This window comes from Arthrobacter sp. TJ-178 (genome assembly GCF_058269275.1).
Map to the genome: position 1 here is coordinate 241,157 of NZ_JBZCNK010000005.1, position 17,289 is coordinate 258,445.

The 17,289-nt window shown below is 65.8% G+C and carries 16 protein-coding genes; 6 read left to right on the forward strand and 10 right to left on the reverse strand.

Annotated features, from left to right (window positions below; genetic code table 11):
- Window positions 1–75 precede the first annotated feature (75 nt).
- From AC4D2Q_RS14840 to AC4D2Q_RS14855, 4 genes are all read right to left on the reverse strand, one after another.
- Window positions 76–297, reverse strand: a complete 222-nt coding sequence (locus tag AC4D2Q_RS14840; protein WP_400932731.1) for a heavy-metal-associated domain-containing protein — start codon at window positions 295–297, stop codon at window positions 76–78.
- A 62-nt stretch (window positions 298–359) separates the two neighbouring features.
- Window positions 360–710 (reverse strand): metal-sensitive transcriptional regulator, encoded by a 351-nt coding sequence (locus AC4D2Q_RS14845; protein WP_490947265.1) that lies wholly within the window; start codon window positions 708–710, stop codon window positions 360–362.
- 133 nt (window positions 711–843) lie between these two features.
- Window positions 844–1,227, reverse strand: coding sequence for a VOC family protein (locus tag AC4D2Q_RS14850; protein WP_490947266.1), 384 nt, complete (start codon window positions 1,225–1,227; stop codon window positions 844–846).
- Window positions 1,228–1,292: 65 nt separating this feature from the next.
- Window positions 1,293–1,829: a putative immunity protein gene (locus tag AC4D2Q_RS14855; RefSeq protein WP_490947267.1), complete on the reverse strand. Its 537-nt coding sequence runs from the start codon at window positions 1,827–1,829 to the stop codon at window positions 1,293–1,295.
- A 102-nt stretch (window positions 1,830–1,931) separates the two neighbouring features.
- On the opposite strand from AC4D2Q_RS14855, the gene AC4D2Q_RS14860 reads away from it, so the two are divergent.
- Genes AC4D2Q_RS14860 through AC4D2Q_RS14870 form a run of 3 tightly spaced genes read left to right on the forward strand, consistent with a single transcriptional unit; the run spans window position 1,932 to window position 4,250 of the window.
- A complete protein-coding gene (locus tag AC4D2Q_RS14860; protein ID WP_490947268.1) occupies window positions 1,932–3,032 on the forward strand; it encodes a hypothetical protein in 1,101 nt (366 codons plus the stop codon).
- A gap of 9 nt (window positions 3,033–3,041) precedes the next feature.
- The gene (locus AC4D2Q_RS14865) at window positions 3,042–3,533 is read left to right on the forward strand and encodes an SRPBCC domain-containing protein (protein ID WP_490947269.1); all 492 of its coding nucleotides are present in this window, start codon (window positions 3,042–3,044) and stop codon (window positions 3,531–3,533) included.
- 9 nt (window positions 3,534–3,542) lie between these two features.
- Window positions 3,543–4,250 (forward strand): metal-dependent transcriptional regulator, encoded by a 708-nt coding sequence (locus AC4D2Q_RS14870; protein ID WP_490925014.1) that lies wholly within the window; start codon window positions 3,543–3,545, stop codon window positions 4,248–4,250.
- A 54-nt stretch (window positions 4,251–4,304) separates the two neighbouring features.
- Here the strand turns inward: AC4D2Q_RS14870 and AC4D2Q_RS14875 are convergent, their stop codons facing one another.
- Genes AC4D2Q_RS14875 through AC4D2Q_RS14890 form a run of 4 tightly spaced genes read right to left on the reverse strand, consistent with a single transcriptional unit; the run spans window position 4,305 to window position 11,492 of the window.
- Complete coding sequence (locus AC4D2Q_RS14875; RefSeq protein WP_490947270.1) at window positions 4,305–5,306, reverse strand: GNAT family N-acetyltransferase; 1,002 nt, start codon at window positions 5,304–5,306, stop codon at window positions 4,305–4,307.
- Between the two features lie 34 nt (window positions 5,307–5,340).
- Window positions 5,341–8,823: a thiol reductant ABC exporter subunit CydD gene (gene cydD, locus AC4D2Q_RS14880; protein ID WP_490947271.1), complete on the reverse strand. Its 3,483-nt coding sequence runs from the start codon at window positions 8,821–8,823 to the stop codon at window positions 5,341–5,343.
- The gene (gene cydB / locus AC4D2Q_RS14885) at window positions 8,820–9,839 is read right to left on the reverse strand and encodes a cytochrome d ubiquinol oxidase subunit II (protein ID WP_490947272.1); all 1,020 of its coding nucleotides are present in this window, start codon (window positions 9,837–9,839) and stop codon (window positions 8,820–8,822) included. Before cydB ends, cydD begins: the two co-directional genes overlap by 4 nt.
- 18 nt (window positions 9,840–9,857) lie before the next feature.
- Window positions 9,858–11,492: a cytochrome ubiquinol oxidase subunit I gene (locus tag AC4D2Q_RS14890; protein WP_490947273.1), complete on the reverse strand. Its 1,635-nt coding sequence runs from the start codon at window positions 11,490–11,492 to the stop codon at window positions 9,858–9,860.
- 228 nt (window positions 11,493–11,720) lie between these two features.
- Here AC4D2Q_RS14890 and AC4D2Q_RS14895 point away from each other — a divergent pair, with 228 nt between their 5' ends.
- Both AC4D2Q_RS14895 and AC4D2Q_RS14900 read left to right on the forward strand, forming a co-directional pair.
- On the forward strand, window positions 11,721–12,098 hold the full coding sequence (locus tag AC4D2Q_RS14895) for a BlaI/MecI/CopY family transcriptional regulator (protein WP_490925009.1): 378 nt from the start codon (window positions 11,721–11,723) through the stop codon (window positions 12,096–12,098).
- A gap of 29 nt (window positions 12,099–12,127) precedes the next feature.
- Window positions 12,128–13,090: a M56 family metallopeptidase gene (locus tag AC4D2Q_RS14900; protein ID WP_490947274.1), complete on the forward strand. Its 963-nt coding sequence runs from the start codon at window positions 12,128–12,130 to the stop codon at window positions 13,088–13,090.
- A 96-nt stretch (window positions 13,091–13,186) separates the two neighbouring features.
- Here AC4D2Q_RS14900 and AC4D2Q_RS14905 read toward each other — a convergent pair whose 3' ends face one another.
- Complete coding sequence (locus tag AC4D2Q_RS14905) at window positions 13,187–15,298, reverse strand: DNA gyrase/topoisomerase IV subunit B (protein ID WP_490925007.1); 2,112 nt, start codon at window positions 15,296–15,298, stop codon at window positions 13,187–13,189.
- Between the two features lie 252 nt (window positions 15,299–15,550).
- Here AC4D2Q_RS14905 and AC4D2Q_RS14910 point away from each other — a divergent pair, with 252 nt between their 5' ends.
- A complete protein-coding gene (locus AC4D2Q_RS14910; RefSeq protein WP_400932759.1) occupies window positions 15,551–15,775 on the forward strand; it encodes a DUF7455 domain-containing protein in 225 nt (74 codons plus the stop codon).
- Window positions 15,776–15,983: 208 nt separating this feature from the next.
- On the opposite strand, the gene AC4D2Q_RS14915 is transcribed toward AC4D2Q_RS14910, so the two are convergent.
- Complete coding sequence (locus AC4D2Q_RS14915) at window positions 15,984–17,264, reverse strand: RNA polymerase sigma factor (protein ID WP_490925006.1); 1,281 nt, start codon at window positions 17,262–17,264, stop codon at window positions 15,984–15,986.
- Window positions 17,265–17,289: the final 25 nt, after the last annotated feature.

A 17,289-nucleotide genomic window follows, 5' to 3' on the forward strand; every position in this document is an offset into this window, starting at 1 on the left:
CTGTCCTTCCAAAGGTATTGCGGTGCGGGCACGGGCCCGCAGGTGCGGGACGCGCCGCCGTCGAAACCGTTGCTGCTAGGCGGAGGGTTCCACCACGAGGTAGCCCGCCTCTGCCACGGCTTCGCCGAGCTCGACAGGTGAGAGTTCGCGGCTGGAGGTGACGACGGCGGTGGAGATCCCGCCGGCGTTGAGGTCGACGCTGACGTTCTCTACGCCGTTAAGGGCTTCGAGTTCCTCAGTCACGGAGGCGACGCAGTGTCCGCAGGTCATGCCGGAGATGTTCAGTGTGGTTTCCATGGGGTTCCTCTTTCGGTATGGGTTGCTTTGGCAGGCGTTGAAAGCTGCGGTGCAGGGAGATGTCAGCGCAGGAGCCGGCCGATGGCGTCCGTGGCTTCCTGAACCTTGGCCTGCACCAGTTCCGGGTTGCCGGTGGCGTCGGCCTCGCGGGCAGCACCCACGACGCAGTGGGACATGTGGTCCTGGACCAGGCCCAGGCTCACGGCATGCAGCGCCTTGTTGATGGCCGCGACCTGGGTCAGGATGTCAATGCAGTACTTGTCTTCCTCGACCATGCGGGCAATTCCGCGGACCTGGCCCTCAATGCGCCGAAGCCGCTTGAGGTAGGCCTCCTTGTCCGAGGCATACCCGTGGGCACCGGAGTGATCCTGCTCTGCGAGGCCGCCGGCGGCCGGTTCCTGGGTTGTGCTCATCTGCGCTCCTAAGGTTCGATCTACCACGAAGATATACCCCCTTGGGGTATGCGTCAAGTACCCCTAGGGGGTATCTACCAGCTGTTGGGGTGGGCAGCATCGGGGGCTCAGGCGGTGATGCTCATGTGCGCGGTTACGCGCGCTCGGCGTCACTGCGCAGGATGCAGAATTCATTGCCCTCCGGATCCGCGAGGACCACCCAACCGGTCCCGTCGGGCATCCGCCGGTCCGCAACTTCCCGGGCCCCCAATCCCAGCAGGCGCTTCAGCTCCCGGTCGCGGGTGTCTTCGGCCGGCTTGAGATCCAGGTGCACCCGGTTTTTGACCTGCTTGGCGTCCGGAACTCTGATGAACAGCAGGCGCTGGGAACCGTCGTCGGAGGCAATCATGCACTCCTCGTCGCCGGGATGATTCGGGTCGTGGGGATCGTCATGGAAACCAAGCGCCTCTTTCCAGAACACTGACTGGGCGAAGGCATCAAGGCTGTCAAAGGACGTATGTGAGATCAGGGCTGTCATGGAGGTCAGCGTAACCGGCGAGCGCCGCAGGCTCAGGAGCGCGCTGCGGCTTCCCCCCCCACGGGTCAATCGCCGGAGCTGACGGCGGACTGAATGGTGCGGATGGCCGCCCCCAGCTCACCGGTTGCGAGCAGCCCCGGGCCCAGAGGTCCGGCCCTGTCCTCCCCCACCGGCGGAAGCAGGCGGAGAACGCTCCGGGTTTGTGGGCTCATGCGGGCGACCTGCCATTGGAGTTCTGCGCCCGCGGCGGACCGGTCAGTGTCGGCGAGGGCGGCGGCCTTGGCGGCATACGCCGCAGCACCCAGGGCATGTGCTCCCATATGTGCAACAGCTGCGGCCTGCGCCGCCGCTCTGGCGGCAGCAGCACCGGCAGGCGTCGCGGCGGCGCCGGCGGCCCTGAAGGCAAGAAAACGACGCCGGATCTCACCGGCGGCGCTGAGTTCACCGGAGCCAAAAGCCCGGGCGCGCTCGATGGCATCCCGAGGCCGACCATCATCGGGAACGTCCGCTTCGAACAATGCCAGGACGCGTTCGGCGCAGTCAGCGGCCCAAACAGCCAGAGTGCGCCGGTCTGCTTCGCTCAGCGATTGAGGAGAACCCATGGCATCACCTTTGCATACCGGGTGCCTGCCGTCCCGCGTTTCTCCTGCGGTTCACCTGCACGGCTTCTCCTCCTTGCATCTGCAGCGTGCAAGGATGACCGAATGAACGCAGAGACTGAACCGCTGCTCGCCGGCCCACGGGGCCGCCGGATGTGCCTGCAGCTCGCGGCGGAACTCGACCCGGACGTCAGCACGGCCGTGTTCCGGCTGGGTTACGAGCTCGATCCCGGCAAAGGAACTTCCACGGTGATGTTCGGCCTGATGAGTCCTGAAGAAACAAACGACGGCACCAAAGAGGACGACGCCGGTGTCCCCGTTTCTGCCTCGCCCGAGGAGCTGGCCGCCGCGCTCTTCTCTCTTGATTTTTCGGGCCTGCGTAATGAGCTGATTCAGCCGGCCCTCGAGGCTGCGGTGGATGCTGCCAGGTATTGGCAGGCCCCCGACGGTGAGGATGTGCTCGCCGCGCTGCCGGTCATCCGGAAGGCACTTGTCCCCTTGGCCGTCCGGGTCGGGACCATGCCGGCAATGCAGCACAGTGCAGCGCCCCGCGGCACTGAACAGTGGGCCATCGACTGGCGGGGCCCGGATGACCCGGCGCCGCTGGGGAGCGCTCCGCAGCGGAAACTGGCCCAGTGGGGGCGGAACATCCGTGCCGAGGAAATGAAATGGAAGGCAAGTGCACGCGGACTGCACTCGAATTGGACCGGTTCATGGTGGTCGTTTCCCCTTGGGCTTGTCGGCACTGTCAGCCGGATCCCCGCTGCCCTGAACCTCATTGAGGATTCCCTTGGCTGGCTGGACGCCACCACCATCCCGGTCCGCGGTGCAGGCCGGACGTATGAAATCCGCACCGGAGAAGACTGGATAGCGCTCTGCCGGAAATTTCCGCTCGACGTCACCGCATCCCGCCGCAACGATTGGTTCCATGTCACTGGACGTGACGGCCGGTGGCTGATTCCGGATTGGGAGCGTGTGGCTGGGGAATGGGATGCGGTTCATTTGACGGTGGCGGGATATCTCAGCAGCGCAGGGCGGGCTCTCGACGTCGATGAGGAGTGGGCTTCCGTGATTGCCGGCTGGGATCCGGACCGGACCATTTGGCTGACCGACGTCGTCCGTGAAATCGACAGCCCCCGGCAGCACTGGCACCGGGCGCAACACGGCGATGCCTGGACGCTGGTGGACGAAGATAAAGTCCATTAGGCTCCGCCCATGCCTCTGACCAGCCGTTTGATGGACACCCCGTCCGGGTGTGTGACCCTGCAGTGGTCCCTGCCCGCGTCTCCGGACCGGGTGTGGCACGCACTGACAAGCCCGGAAGCGCTGCCGCATTGGATGGGGACCGTCACCTCCGGTGAATTCGCTGCAGACAGCGTGGTCACCGTCCAGCACTCCGTGGGCTATTCCTGCATCAGTGAGATCCGAGACTGGGAACCGGGAAGGCTGCTGGCGATGACCTGGTCGTTTCCGGATGAGCCGCTCTCCGTTCTGCGTATTGAGCTGACCCCGGTCGGCAGCAGCACGCAGCTTTTGCTGGTCCACGAGGGGCTGGGAGATGAGACCGCCAACTACCTGCCCGGCTGGCAGACGCATCTGCTGTACCTCGAAGATCTGCTCCGGGGCTGCCCCCGGCCCATGAGCGAGTTCTGGCTGGTGTACGAAGGGCTGGATGACCGCAGGAGCCCGGCCAGCCGCAACACGTAAGGTGGAGGCGTGGGTACCAATTCGCTTTCAGCCGCTTCCGAGGACTATCTCAAGGTCATTTGGACCGCCCAGGAATGGACCGACGCGCCGGTCACGGTTTCCGCGCTGTCCGCACACGTGGGGAATTCGCCGTCGTCGGTCTCAGAGGCCGTCAAAAAGCTGACAACCCGGGGATTGCTGACCCATGCGCGCTACGGCTCGATCGCGCTGACGGAAGAGGGTACGCGTGAAGCGGTGGCCATGGTGCGCCGGCACCGGCTGATCGAGACATTTTTGGTGGAGTACCTGGACTACGGCTGGGACGAGGTCCACGACGAAGCCGAGCATCTGGAACACGCCGTCTCGGAAAAGCTGGTGAACGCCCTGGACCGGCGCCTGGGTTATCCCGTCCGCGACCCGCACGGAGACCCCATCCCCACACGGGACGGCAGCTTTCCGCCGCTGGCAGCAGTGCGGCTCAGCGGCTGCGAGCCGGGCAGCAGAGTGAGCATCGCCCGGGTTTCGGACTCCGACCCGGAACTGCTGCGGTATCTGGCAGGGCTGGGACTGCATCTGGACGTGCAGGTGCACGTTCTCTCGCGCCAGGCCTACGCCGGAACCCTCACCGTTGCGGCACACGGCAAACAGCTGGAACTGGGCCTTCCGGCAGCACAGTCCATCTGGGTCCTGCCGGCGCCCGCCGCGGCGGACAGCCGGCAGGACGCAACAGCGGGATGAGCCAGCCCGGCGGATGAGCTCACCCGCCCGGCTGAGCTCACCCGCCGGCAGGACTCACTCCTGGGGCAGCACGTGCAGGTCGAAGACCACCTCGCGGTAGGTGGGCGTGTAGCCCAGGCTCTCATAGAGCCCCAGGGCTCCCGACGGATTCTCGGTGTCCACGCCCAAACCGGCACGTTCCATGCCCGATGCCTTGTACCGGCGCATTGCTTCGCCGAGCATCGCCGGAGCCAGGCCCAGGCCGCGGTAGCTGCGCCGCACGCCGAGGAGTTCGGTGTAACCCTCGCTGTAGCCGTTGAGCTTCTGCCCCTCAGGGTCGAAGGAGGCAATGTTGTAGCCGGCAATTTCCCCGGCTGACGTATCCATCACCACGAAGGTCCAGTCAGGCCGGAAATGCGGGTGTTCGACGTTGTGCTGCCAGCGCTCGGGATCCCGCTCTTCGCTCCCCCAGTGGTCCTGGAAGACTTCGTTGTGGGCCACGCGCAGCGCCTCGGAAATGTCCTCGTTGAAGGTCACGTATTCCAGTCCCTCCGGCAGCGTGGCATCCGGAATGTCCGCTTCCAGGGGCCGGCTCATTTCAGTGAAGTAGCGAACTACTGACGCATTGGCGGCGTGGAACAGTGCAATGTGCGAGGCGTTGTCCTCTTCCGCCATGAACCGCAGCAGGCCTTTTTTATGGCCTGTTTCCAGCAGCCGCTCGCGGGCGCGCTGCTGCTGCCAGCGCAGCAGTGCGGTGCCGATCCCGCGCCGGCGCCACTGCGGGTCCACTCCGCCGGCACCGTGGATCTTGTCCGACCCCTCGGTCCGGACCAGGTATCCGTAGGCGCGCGGCACGCCGTCCCGGTCCAGCCCCAGCAGGGTGTCGCGGGCGGGGGTGTCGGCACTGGCTTCCAGCACGTGTTCCAGATCCGCACGCTGCTGGATAAAACCGGGTTTGTCGACTGCGGCGATGCGCCGAACCAGCTCCAGCCAGGCGTCTACGTCCTCCGCCGTGATGGCCCGCCAGCGCAGACCCGTTGCAGGACCAGGAATTTCCGGTGGTGTCGAGATACTCATCTTTCCAGACTATGACACCTGCTTCGGGCGTTTCCTACCGGTGTGACCCCGCGCATACCGGCTGTCCCAGATCCAGTCTGCGGTCGCACCAGACGGTGTCCGCCGGATTGTGGGTGACCACCACCACGGATTTTCCGCGCAGGCCCGCAGCGAGATCGGCCATCAGCTGTTCGCCTGCTTCCGCATCCAGATGCGCCGTGGGCTCGTCCAGGAGGACGACGTCGGCTTCCGTAAGGAGGGCGCGCGCAACGGCAAGGCGCTGGCGCTGTCCGCCGGACAGGAAATGTCCGCCGCCCCCCACGCGGGTATCCAGTCCCTCCGGCAGGCCGGCGAGGAACGGACCGAGGCCGACGGCGTCCAGGGCCGCCGCCATTTCCGCTTCGGTGGGCGCGTGCCGGCGGTCCCGGGCCAGCAGCAGATTGCCGCGCAGCGTGGAGTCGAACAAGTGGGCTTCCTGCGGGCACCAGGCCATCCGCCGTGCCGCCGGGGGCAGGTCCGCGGCTCCCCGGCCGTTGATCCGGAAGGTTCCCTCCTGCGGGGTCAGGAAGCCCAGCAGGACGCCGAGCAGCGTGGACTTTCCGCTGCCGGAGGGGCCGGTGACGGCCAGCCAGCTGTCCGGGCGCAGGTCCAGGTCCAGATCCTCGAACACCGGAGTGTCGGAGCCGGGATAGTTGTAGCTGATGCCGCGCAGTTCAACGGTTTCCACGGCGGGGACCGTAGCCGGGTCCCCGGATTCCGCCTCGGGCTCCACGGTGTCGGTGCCCAGGTCCGGCAGCACCTTGTCACCGAGGGTCCGCCAGGCAAAGAACTGCTGGATGGATCCGTTGACGGCCACGAAGGCTTCGATCAGGGCCAGCTGCATCAGTACGACGACGGCGGCGACGGTCGCGGAGACGTTCCCGGCCACGGTCAGCATGTACAGGGCACCGAAGGAGCAGGCCAGTGCCGTCAGCGCGTTGGCCAGGCCCTGAGCCCAGGCGCTGCGCCGCACGGCAGCAGAGGCCCGCGCGTCGAGCTCCTGCTGGCGGGCAAACACGGGTGCGGCACTGCGGTTGGCTTCCAAATCCGGTGCGGCCTCGAGCAGCCGCGCCATGGCTGCCATGGACCGGGACTGCAGCCGCACGGTTGCAGCGCGTGCGGCTGCGTCGGCTCCCACGGCCGCGAGGGGGGCAACAACGAGCCCGACCACGCACACCAGGATCTGCGCACCAAGGGCCCCGGGCAGCAGCAGGCCGGTGGCGATGCATGCGGCCACTGCGGTAAAGAAACCGGTCAGCGGTGCAAAAACGACGCGCGGTGCAATATCGCGCAGCTCGTCCACGTCGCCCACCAGGCGTTCCAGTGCTCCTCCGCCGCGGGCCAGCCGGCGCCAGCCCTCGGGGCGCTGCAGAAGTCCGTTCCACAGGCGGATCCGGATGGCGTTGGTGGCCCGGAAGACGGCGTCGTGCAGGCGCAGCCGCTCCAGGTATCGCAGCACGGACCGGCCGATGCCGAAGAACCGGACACCCACAATCACGCCGAGCAGCAGCAGGATGGGAGGCTGTTCGGAGGCCCGGACAATCAGCCAGCCGGACAGCGAGGTGAGGGCCACGGCAAACAGGGTGGCGCCGGTGCCCAGCAGCAGTGCCAGCAGGAACTGGCCGCTCCAGGGCCGCAGGACCAGCAGGTTCTTCCACAGCGGCTGATGCACGGGATGAAGTTCGGTCTCCGCGAGTTCATCCTGCCAGCGCGCGGTTGCCCCGCCGGCAGCGGCACTTGTGCCGGCAAAAGTCGCAGCTGTTGCGGCGGGCACGGCCGCGGTGTCCTCGGCGGCGCTGGCTGCAGCGCCGGAAACCGCCGGCGCCGGGGCATCTGGTGCCGGCGCCTCCGGGGACCCGGCATCCACCGGGATCATCCGGTCGGCAATGGCCGCTGCCGCCTTGTCATGGGCCACGAGCAGTACCGTGACGGTTCCGCGCAGGCTATCCAATGCGCGGATGACGGCCGCGGCGCTGGCGGCATCCAAGTGGGCGGTGGGTTCGTCGGCCAGCAGTACGTGCACCTGCGGCTGGCAGGCAAGGCGCGCCAGCGCCCGGGCAACTGCCACGCGGCGCTGTTCACCCGGGCTCAGGTCAGCGGTGCGGGTGTCCAGCAGGTGCGCCGACCCAATGGCGGCGAGCGCATCTGCGGCTGCCTGCCGTCCCTCCTCCGCTGAGTCCAGGCCGGAGTACAGGGCAATTTCTTCCACGGTGGTGTCTTCCACGAGCACCGGGTGCTGCGGAATCCAGGCAATGCCGGAACGGTCGACGCCGGTGACGGTGCCTTCCAGCGTGGTGTCGCCGCCGCTGCGGCGCAGTCCGGCGAGGGTTTCCAGGACGGAGGTTTTACCGCTGCCGCTGGATCCGGTCAGTGCCGCTATGCTGCCCGCGGGCACGTCGAAGCTGAGGCCGGACACTGCGGGACGGGGACGCCCGGCGTATCGGATGGTCAGCCCTGTGACGGACAGTGCGGCAGCGGCGGGAGCAGCGGCAGGACCTGTGATGCCTGAGGCATCGGCGTCAGCCGGAGCATCGGTGTCAGCAGCGGCCGGGATGAGCGGCGTTGCGGCCGGCGCGTCCAGGACGGCGTTGGTGCGCTTGAGCGCTTCGAGCCCGTCCTCGCTCGCGTGGTGTGCGGTGCCCAGGTCACGCAGCGGCTGGTAGCACTCGGGGGCCAGGATCAAGGCCAGCAGGCCCAGTTCCAGGGACATGGAGCCGTGCACCAGGCGCACGCCGATCACCACTGCCACGAGGGCCACGGAGATGGTGGCAATCAGTTCCAGTGCCAGGGAGGACAGGAACGCCACCTTCAGGGTTTCCAGGGTGCGGGTGCGGTAGTTCTCGGCTACGTCGCGCAGGGCCCGGGTCTGGGCCCGGGCGCGGCCCAGGCCCACCAGGACGGGCAGCCCCTTGGCCAGCTCCAGCATGTTGTCCGAGAGCCGGTTCAAGGCGTCCACGGCTGCGGCGGTCTTATCTCCCGTGTGCAGTCCGATCAGGATCATGAACACCGGAATCAGCGGCACGGTCAGGACAACCACCACCGCGCTGAGCCAGTCAGCGGAGAGGATCCGCAGGCCCACCAGCAACGGCACGACGGCGCAGGTCACCAGGGCAGGCAGGTACTTGGCGTAGTAGTTGTCCAGCCCGTCCAGTCCGCGGGTAATCAGTACGCTCAGCGCACCGCTGCCCATGCCGGGAACACTGCCGCCGTCGTCGAGCGCCCGCGAGGTGAGGGATGCCCGCAGTTCCTCCTTGACGCCCGCCGCGGCGCGCTGGGATACCGTTTCGGTTCCCCAGACCGCGAGGGACCGCAGCACGGCACCGGCGATGCCGTTGGCGAAGACCCAGCGCCAGTCCGGTTCGCCGGATGCAAGACCGGCAACCCCGGCGGCCACGCCCGTGGCCAGGAGCACCAGACCGGCCGCCTTGACGGCAGCCAGCAGCCCCAGGAGATACAGCGCCCGCCGGCTGGCGGAACTGACCGGAAGAACCGGTTTCACTGGGCGGTCACCGAGTGGGCAGCGGGGATGGAGTCAGCGCTAATGCGCTTGCGGAAGACCCAGTAGGTCCAACCCTGGTAGAGCACGACCAGGGGCAGGCCGAAGAGCGAGACCCAGGAGATCACGGTCAGCGTGTAGTCCGAGGACGACGCATTGTCCACGGTCAGGTTCCAGGCCGGGTTCAGGGTGGAGGGCAGAACGTTCGGGTACAGCGAGGCGAAGATGGTGAACACACCTGCCACCAGGAACAGCCCCATCCACGTGAAGCTCCAGCCTTCGCGGCCGCGGCGTGCCGTGACCCAGGCCAGCACCACGGCCACTACGGCGATCACCAGCGGAACCAGGGTCAGTACCTTGCCGTTTTGCTGCTGGACCACGATGGCCCAGGCCGCCATGGGCAGCACGCCCAGCGGCAGCCAGCGGACGACGGCGCGGCGGGCCCGCATTTCGATGTCGCCGCGGGACTTCAGCGCCAGGAAGGCGCAGGCATGGACCAGGCAGAATGCGACGACGGCCAGGCCGCCCAGGACCGCATAGCCGTTGAACCAGGCGAAGGCTCCGCCCACCCGGTCGCCGTTTTCGTTCAACGGCAGCCCGGTGGTGGTCAGCGCGAGGGCTGCCCCGACGCCGAAGGCGGAGACAAAGGAGCCCAGGGCCATGGCCCAGTCCCAGCGGCTGCGCCAGCGGTCATCGTCGTGCTTGCCGCGGTATTCGATGGATACGGCCCGGAAGATCAGTCCCAGCAGGACCAGCACCAGCGGGATGTACAGTGCCGAGAAGAGTGCGGCGTACCAGAGCGGGAAGGTGGCAAACGTCATGGCCCCGGCAGTGATCAGCCAGACCTCGTTGCCGTCCCAGACCGGGCCGATGGTGTTCAGCATGACCCGGCGGTCCTTCTCGCTGCGGCCCATCAGCTTCATGAGCATGCCGACGCCGAGGTCGAAGCCTTCGAGGAAGAGGTAACCGGTCCAGAGGAAGGCCAGGACGATGAACCAAAGGGTGGGTAGCGAAATCACTTCTGTGCTCCAGATCGCTTAGTAGGCAAAGCCGAGGACATCGTCGGGCTGCTTGGTCTTGGTGTCGGACCCGTCGCTGCCCGTTCCGTCGTCACCGCCGGCGGAATCCATGCCGCCGGAGGAACCGCCGTCGTGCCCCCCGCCGTGCAGCAGTTCGGGCATGGCGGACGGAACGCCGCCGCGGGTGAACTTGAACAGCAGCCGCACTTCCACCACCAGCAGCACCAGGTACACCAGGGCGAATGCGCAGAGCGAGAAGATCAGCTCAGCCATGGAGACGCCCGGAGACACTGCGGCCGCCGTGAACATGAACACCTGGTCAATGCCGGTGAAGCTCGGGTTGGGAGCCACGACGAACGGCTGGCGTCCCATCTCGGTGAAGATCCAGCCGGCACTGTTGGCGCCGAAGGGGGCCAGGATGCCGAACACGGCCAGGCGCATCAGCCACTTGGACTGCGGCACGGTGCCCTTGCGGGTCATCCAGAGCGCGGCGGCGGATGCAGCGGCGGCAATGCCGCCAAAGCCGATCATGATGCGGAAACCCCAGTAGGTCACTGACATGACCGGCAGGTAGTCAATCTCCGTACCGGCCTGTGCACCGTACTTGGGATCATCGGGAATGTGGGTGCCGTAGGCTTCCTGGTATTCCGGAATCAGCGTGTTGACGCCCTTGATCTCGGTGTCGAAGTCGTTGTTCGCCAGGAAGGACAGCAGACCGGGCACCTCGATCACGGCGGTGACGTCGTCGCAGTTCTCTGCCCCGACATCGCCGACGGAGAGGATCGAGAAGGAGGTGCCGTCATGGCAGGCGGCCTCGGCGGCGGCCATCTTCATGGGCTGCTGCTCGAACATGAGCTTGCCCTGCAGGTCACCGGTGATGGCGGTTCCGGCGAAGGACACCATGGCCACCACTGCGCCGATGCGAAGGGACTTGATCCACACGCTGTAGTCCGACTTGTCCCGGCCGGTTTCCGGACGGGAGCCAACCACTACCTTGCCGTTTTCATCAACGGTGTCGATGCCGTCGCGGCGGCGCTTCCACAGGTGGTACCAGGCGATGCCCAGCAGGAAGCCGCCGGCAACAGACAGCGCTGCCGTGATCTGGTGCGGGAACGCGGTCAGGAGGGTGTTGTTGGTCAGCACGGCCCAGATGTCGGTCAGGACCGGACGGCCGTCCACCATCTCCACACCCACGGGGTGCTGCATCCAGGAGTTGGCGGCCAGGATGAAGTAGGCGGAGAGGACGGAGGCCAGCGTGGCAATCCAGATGGTGGCGAGGTGAACCTTCTTGGGCAACCGCTTCCAGCCAAAGATCCACAGGCCCAGGAACACGGATTCAGTGAAGAATGCCAGCAGCGATTCCAGGGCCAGCGGGGCGCCGAAGACGTCTCCCACGAAGCGGCTGTACTCGCTCCAGGCCATGCCGAACTGGAACTCCTGGACCAGGCCGGTTGCCACACCCATGATGAAGTTGATGAGGAAGAGCTTTCCCCAGAACTTGGTCATCCGCAGGTATTCGTCTTTGCCGGTGCGCACCCACATGGTCTGCAGGGTGGCCACCACAAGGCCCAGTCCGATGGTCAGCGGCACCATGAGGAAGTGGTAAACGGTGGTGATGCCGAACTGCCAGCGGGCAATGTCGAGTGCTTCCAAGGGGGGATTCCTTCAGTAGGACCATAACTTCTACAGAGCGTAGAATTTCATTCTGCTTCCGATCGTAGATCAGATGCAAAAAGATTTCTACGTGACGTAGAACCCAGCTCTAAAACCCTGTACATTAGAGAGTCAGACCTCTTCCGCCGCTCCCCCTGCCGTCCCCTCGGGACGCGGGACCAGGGAGCAGACTCGGGCGGATTGCAATGTGAAGGACAGGAACAAAAGATGGCTACCCTCGGCGAGCTGGAACGGGCAACCATGGACATCCTCTGGGAGTCCGCGGAAGCGTCCACAGCAAACGAACTGCGTGAAACACTGGCCGAGGCCAACCCCGCGGCCGGCTCGGGCGACGGCAAAGGCCTGGCGGTCACCACTATCCTCACCGTCCTCTCCCGGCTGGAGAAAAAGGGACTGGTGGAGCGTGAGCGGAACATCCGTCCGCACCGCTACCGTGCCATCACCACCAAGGCCGAGCACACAGCCGAACTGATGCACGAGGTCCTCGGATCCGTCAGCGACCGCGAAGCCGTACTGGCGCGCTTCATCGGTTCAGTGTCCGTCAGCGAGGCAGAGACCCTTCGCCGGCTGCTCGGCAGCGTCTAACCCGGTAGCGGCAGCTACTTTCCGCCCCGGTGTTCTGGGCCTCATATGCTCTGGCCGCGCTGGCCCTCGTGCTGGCGTGGCCTGTTCCAATAGCGCTGTCCCGGGCCAAGTGGCCTGCCCGCTCACCCTTCACCGCCATGGTGCTCTGGCAGGCAATCGCCCTCGCCGGCGGATTGTCCATGATCGGCGCCATGCTCACTTGGGGCCTTGAGCCCCTTGGCGACAACCTGGTCGATGCGCTCCGCGGGCTCTGGAACATCCTGATCAACGGCGCGCCGGCCACCACGCTGGGCCTGGTGCATGTATTTGCCCTCAGCGCTGCCCTGCTGCTCAGCGCCCACCTCATTTTCACCCTGCTGCTGACCTATTACCGGATCCGGCGCGGCCGCCGCAGGCACCGGGACATGCTGGCACTGCTCAGCTCTCCCTCCGCCACCCGGCCCGCCACCGTGGTCATCAACCACCCCGCACCGGTGGCGTACTGCCTTCCGGGCGGCGCGCGTTCAGTCACTGTCCTCTCGGACGGGCTGCTGGAAATGCTCTCCGACGAGGAGCTCTCAGCCGTCCTGATCCACGAGAAGGCCCATCTGGCCCAGCACCATCACCTGCTGCTCTGGGCCTTTGCCGCGTGGCGCGCCGCCCTTCCGTGGCTGCCCACCTCCCAGCTGGCCCAGCAGTCGGTCAACGAGCTGATCGAGATGCTGGCCGACGACGACGCACTGCGCACCGTTCAGCCCGAAACCCTGATCCGGGCCGTGGCAATCGTGGGAACCGGCGCAGCGGCCCCCGAGGCACTCAATGCGGCCGAACCCCGGGGCCTTCTGCCGGACAGCCCGGACCAGCAGGAAAAACTGGGTACCGTACACCGACTGAGCCGGCTGCTGACTCCCCTGCCGCCGCTGCCTGCTTGGCAGCGCGCGGGTGTGCTCATCCTGGCCGGCCTGCTGCTGGCCGTGCCCACCACGCTTCTGGTCACTCCGGGCATCCTCTGATTCCGGGCGGGATCTTCCGACCCCGCCCGGTCCCCTGCTGCCGGGCAGATTCATCCGGCCTGGTTCCTCCGGCCGATTTCCTCTGTCGGGTGACTGCTAGGCGTCGATACGGTCGCGGTCCAGCATGGCGGCACCGGCGATAATGAAGTCCTTGCGCGGGGCCACATCGCTGCCCATGAGCAGCTCAAAGGCACGTTCGGCGTCGGCTGCCTGATCAATGCGCACGCGCCGCAGCGTCCGGTGGCGCGGATCCATGGTGGTTTCGGCCAGCTGGTCCGCGTCCATTTCACCCAGGCCCTTGTACCGCTGGATGGGCTCCTTGTAGTTCTTGCCTTCCTTCTGCAGCCTGGCCAGCAACTGGTGCAGTTCCTTCTCGCTGTAGGTGTAGATCATCTCGTTGGCCTTGGAACCATGGTTGATGACCTCCACCCGGTGCAGCGGAGGAACCGCCGCGTACACGCGTCCGGCCTCCACCAGCGGGCGCATGTAGCGGAAGAAGAGCGTCAGCAGGAGGGTGCGGATATGGGCACCGTCAACGTCTGCATCCGTCATGAAGATGACCTTGCCGTAGCGGGCGGCTTCCAGGGCGAAGCTGCGTCCGGAACCGGCGCCCACCACCTGGATCAGGGCGGCGCATTCGGCATTGGACAGCATGTCCGCCACGGAGGCCTTCTGGACATTCAGGATTTTTCCCCGGATGGGCAGCAGCGCCTGGTAATCCGAGGAGCGGGCCAGCTTGGCCGTGCCGAGCGCGCTGTCACCCTCGACGATGAACAGCTCTGAGCGCTCACTGTCGTCGATGCGGCAGTCTGCCAGCTTGGCCGGCATGGTGGAGGTCTCCAGGGCGTTCTTGCGCCGCTGGGTTTCCTTGTGGACCCGTGCGGAGATGCGGGATTTCATCTCCGAGACAACCTTTTCCAGCAGCAGCGCGGACTGCTGCTTGTCCGCGCGGGCGGTGGAGTTCAACCGGGCTGTGATTTCCTTGTCCACCACCTTGGCAACGATGGCGCGGACGGCGGAGGTGCCGAGGATCTCCTTGGTCTGGCCCTCGAACTGCGGCTCGGCCAGCCGGACGGTGAGGACTGCAGTGAGTCCGGCAAACACATCGTCCTTTTCGATCTTGTCATTGCCGGCCTTGAGCTTGCGGGCGTTGGCCTCGATCACTTTGCGGAATGTCTTGAGCAGTGCCTGCTCAAACCCGGCCTGGTGCGTTCCGCCCTTGGGGGTGGCGATGATGTTCACGAAGCTGCGGATGTTGGTTTCGTAGCCAATCCCCCAGCGCAGCGCAATGTCCACCTCGCACTCACGCTCCACCTCGGCGATTTTGCTGTGGCCGGAATCGTCGAGGACGGGCACGGATTCCTTGAACTTGCCGCTGCCCTGCAGGCGCCAGATGTCGGTGACGGGAGCGTCCGCCGCGAGGAATTCGACAAACTCGGTGATGCCGCCGTCGTGCTGGAAGACTTCTTCCACCGGTCCTGCTTCGCCGGCGGTGCCGGGAAGCCGGCGCTCGTCCCGCAGGGTGATGCGCAGGCCGGGAACCAGGAACGAGGTCTGCCGGGCGCGGGACTGCAGTTCCGTGTAGGAGAACTTGGCGTCGGGGGTGAAGATCTGGCGGTCCGCCCAATAGCGGATCCGCGTGCCGGTGACGCCGCGTTTGGCCTTGCCGACCACCTCGAGCTTGGAGGTTTCAAGGAAGGGCGTGAATTTCGCGTCGGGGCGGGGAGTCTTGCCCGTGTCGGCAAAGTGACCCGGTTCGCCGCGCCGGAAGTTCATCTGGTAGGTCTTGCCGGAGCGGTCCACCTGGACGTCCAGGCGGGAGGAGAGGGCGTTGACCACAGAGGCGCCGACGCCGTGCAGGCCGCCGGAGGCAGCATAGGAACCGCCGCCGAATTTGCCGCCGGCATGCAGCTTCGTAAAGACGACCTCCACGCCTGACAGACCCGTTTTGGGCTCGATGTCCACGGGGATGCCGCGGCCGTCGTCGTGGATTTCCACCGATCCGTCCGGATGGAGGATGATTTTGATGCTCTGGCCGTACCCGGCCAAAGCCTCATCCACGGAGTTGTCGATGATCTCCCACAGGCAGTGCATCAGTCCGCGGGAGTCTGTGGAGCCGATGTACATGCCCGGGCGCTTCCGGACGGCTTCGAGCCCTTCCAGGACGGAAAGGTGGCGGGCGTTGTACTCAGTGTTCGGGGGCGCCACGTGTTTGAAACTCCTCAGGCCTTGGGACCGTTGGCCGGCAGATCGCCGATCCAGCTCATGCCCGGAGGGAACCGGGCTACTTCCTAGGTTAAGGCCCGCCACTGACACTGCACGCCAGCGACTCAGCCGCGGTGAAATACCTCACAACCATCCGCCGGGTTGGTACGCGCAGAGCGAAAGACCGGCCTGTATGCAAAGGCTTGGGCCTCAAAGATGGTTATATAAAGTATCAACACCCTTTAGGAGGCTTTCATGACAGCAGCAGTAGCTACTCGTGAACTGAATACGCTGGACCGCTGCGACCGGTGCGGCGCCCAGGCGTACGTACGTGCGGTACTTGAATCCTCGGGTGGGGAACTGCTCTTCTGCGGACACCATGCTCGGGCAGTGGAGACGAATCTCCGCCCGCTGACCTCGGAATGGCAGGACGAGACGTCCCGCCTGATGACGAAGGCAGAAGCAGTCCCGGCAGACTAGTGCCGCAGTGATGGTGAACCCGGTTACCCGGACACCGCGTACAGCTTGGAAGGCTCCTCCCGCCCGGCGGGGGGAGCCTTTTCCATGCCCGCGGTCCTGCGGATGCACGGCGTTCTAAGGTCCCGGCCGCTTAAAGCAGTGCGCCCCCTGTTCCACCGAGGCGGAACAGGGGGCGCATCCCCAGAGTTGCAGCTGGTACTGCTGATGCTTAGTCCAGGTAGTCGCGCAGAACCTGTGACCGCGACGGGTGACGCAGCTTGGACATGGTCTTGGACTCGATCTGGCGGATGCGCTCACGGGTAACCCCGTAAACCTTTCCGATCTCGTCCAGGGTCTTGGGCTGGCCGTCGGTCAGACCGAAGCGCATGGCCACCACGCCGGCTTCACGCTCGGAGAGCGTATCCAGCACGGAGTGCAGCTGTTCCTGCAGCAGCGTAAAGCTCACTGCGTCAGCCGGAACCACGGCCTCGGAGTCCTCAATGAGGTCACCGAACTCGGAGTCGCCGTCTTCACCCAGCGGGGTGTGCAGAGAGATCGGTTCGCGGCCGTACTTCTGGACCTCGACTACCTTTTCAGGCGTCATGTCCAGTTCCAGTGCCAGTTCTTCCGGAGCGGGCTCGCGGCCCAGGTCCTGAAGCATCTGGCGCTGCACGCGGGCAAGCTTGTTGATGACCTCGACCATGTGCACCGGAATACGGATGGTGCGGGCCTGGTCGGCCATGGCCCGGGTAATGGCCTGGCGGATCCACCATGTGGCGTACGTGGAGAACTTGAAGCCCTTGGTGTAGTCGAACTTCTCGACTGCACGGATCAGACCCAGGTTGCCTTCCTGGATCAGGTCCAGGAAGAGCATGCCGCGGCCGGTGTAGCGCTTGGCCAGGGAGACCACGAGTCGGAGGTTGGCCTCCAGCAGGTGGTTCTTGGCACGCTTGCCGTCGTGGACGATGAACTCAAGCTCGCGCTTGAGCTTGGGGTCCATGTTCGGATCGGCTGCAAGCTTCTCTTCTGCAAACAGCCCCGCTTCGATCCGCAGTGCGAGGTCGACTTCCTGCTCAGCGTTCAGCAGGGCGACCTTACCAATCTGCTTCAGGTAATCCTTGACCGGATCGGCCGTGGCACCGGCGGAAACGACCTGCTGGGCAGGTGCGTCGTCATCGTCGGCATCCGAATAGACAAATCCGGAGCCGGTCGGCGCTGCTTCGGGTGCGTCAGGCGCGTCAGCCTCCGGCTCGGCCTCGGACTCGTTGCGCGACTCTTCCTCTTCGGCTGCGGCAGCCTTCGCGGCCTTGGCAGACTTGGCGGGCGTCTTGCGGCCGGCTGCAGCGGTACCTGACTTTGCGGCAGGCTTACGCACCGCAGCCTTGCGGACGGTTTTTACCGCGGTCTTTTCGCCGGCGGCCGTTTCCATCGGAGCAGGCGTTTCCTCTACGGCAGTGCGCTTGCTTGCAGTGTCAGTCTCTTCGACTGCAGTTGACTTTCTCGGCGACACAGAAAACCTTTCATACGGCGGGCTG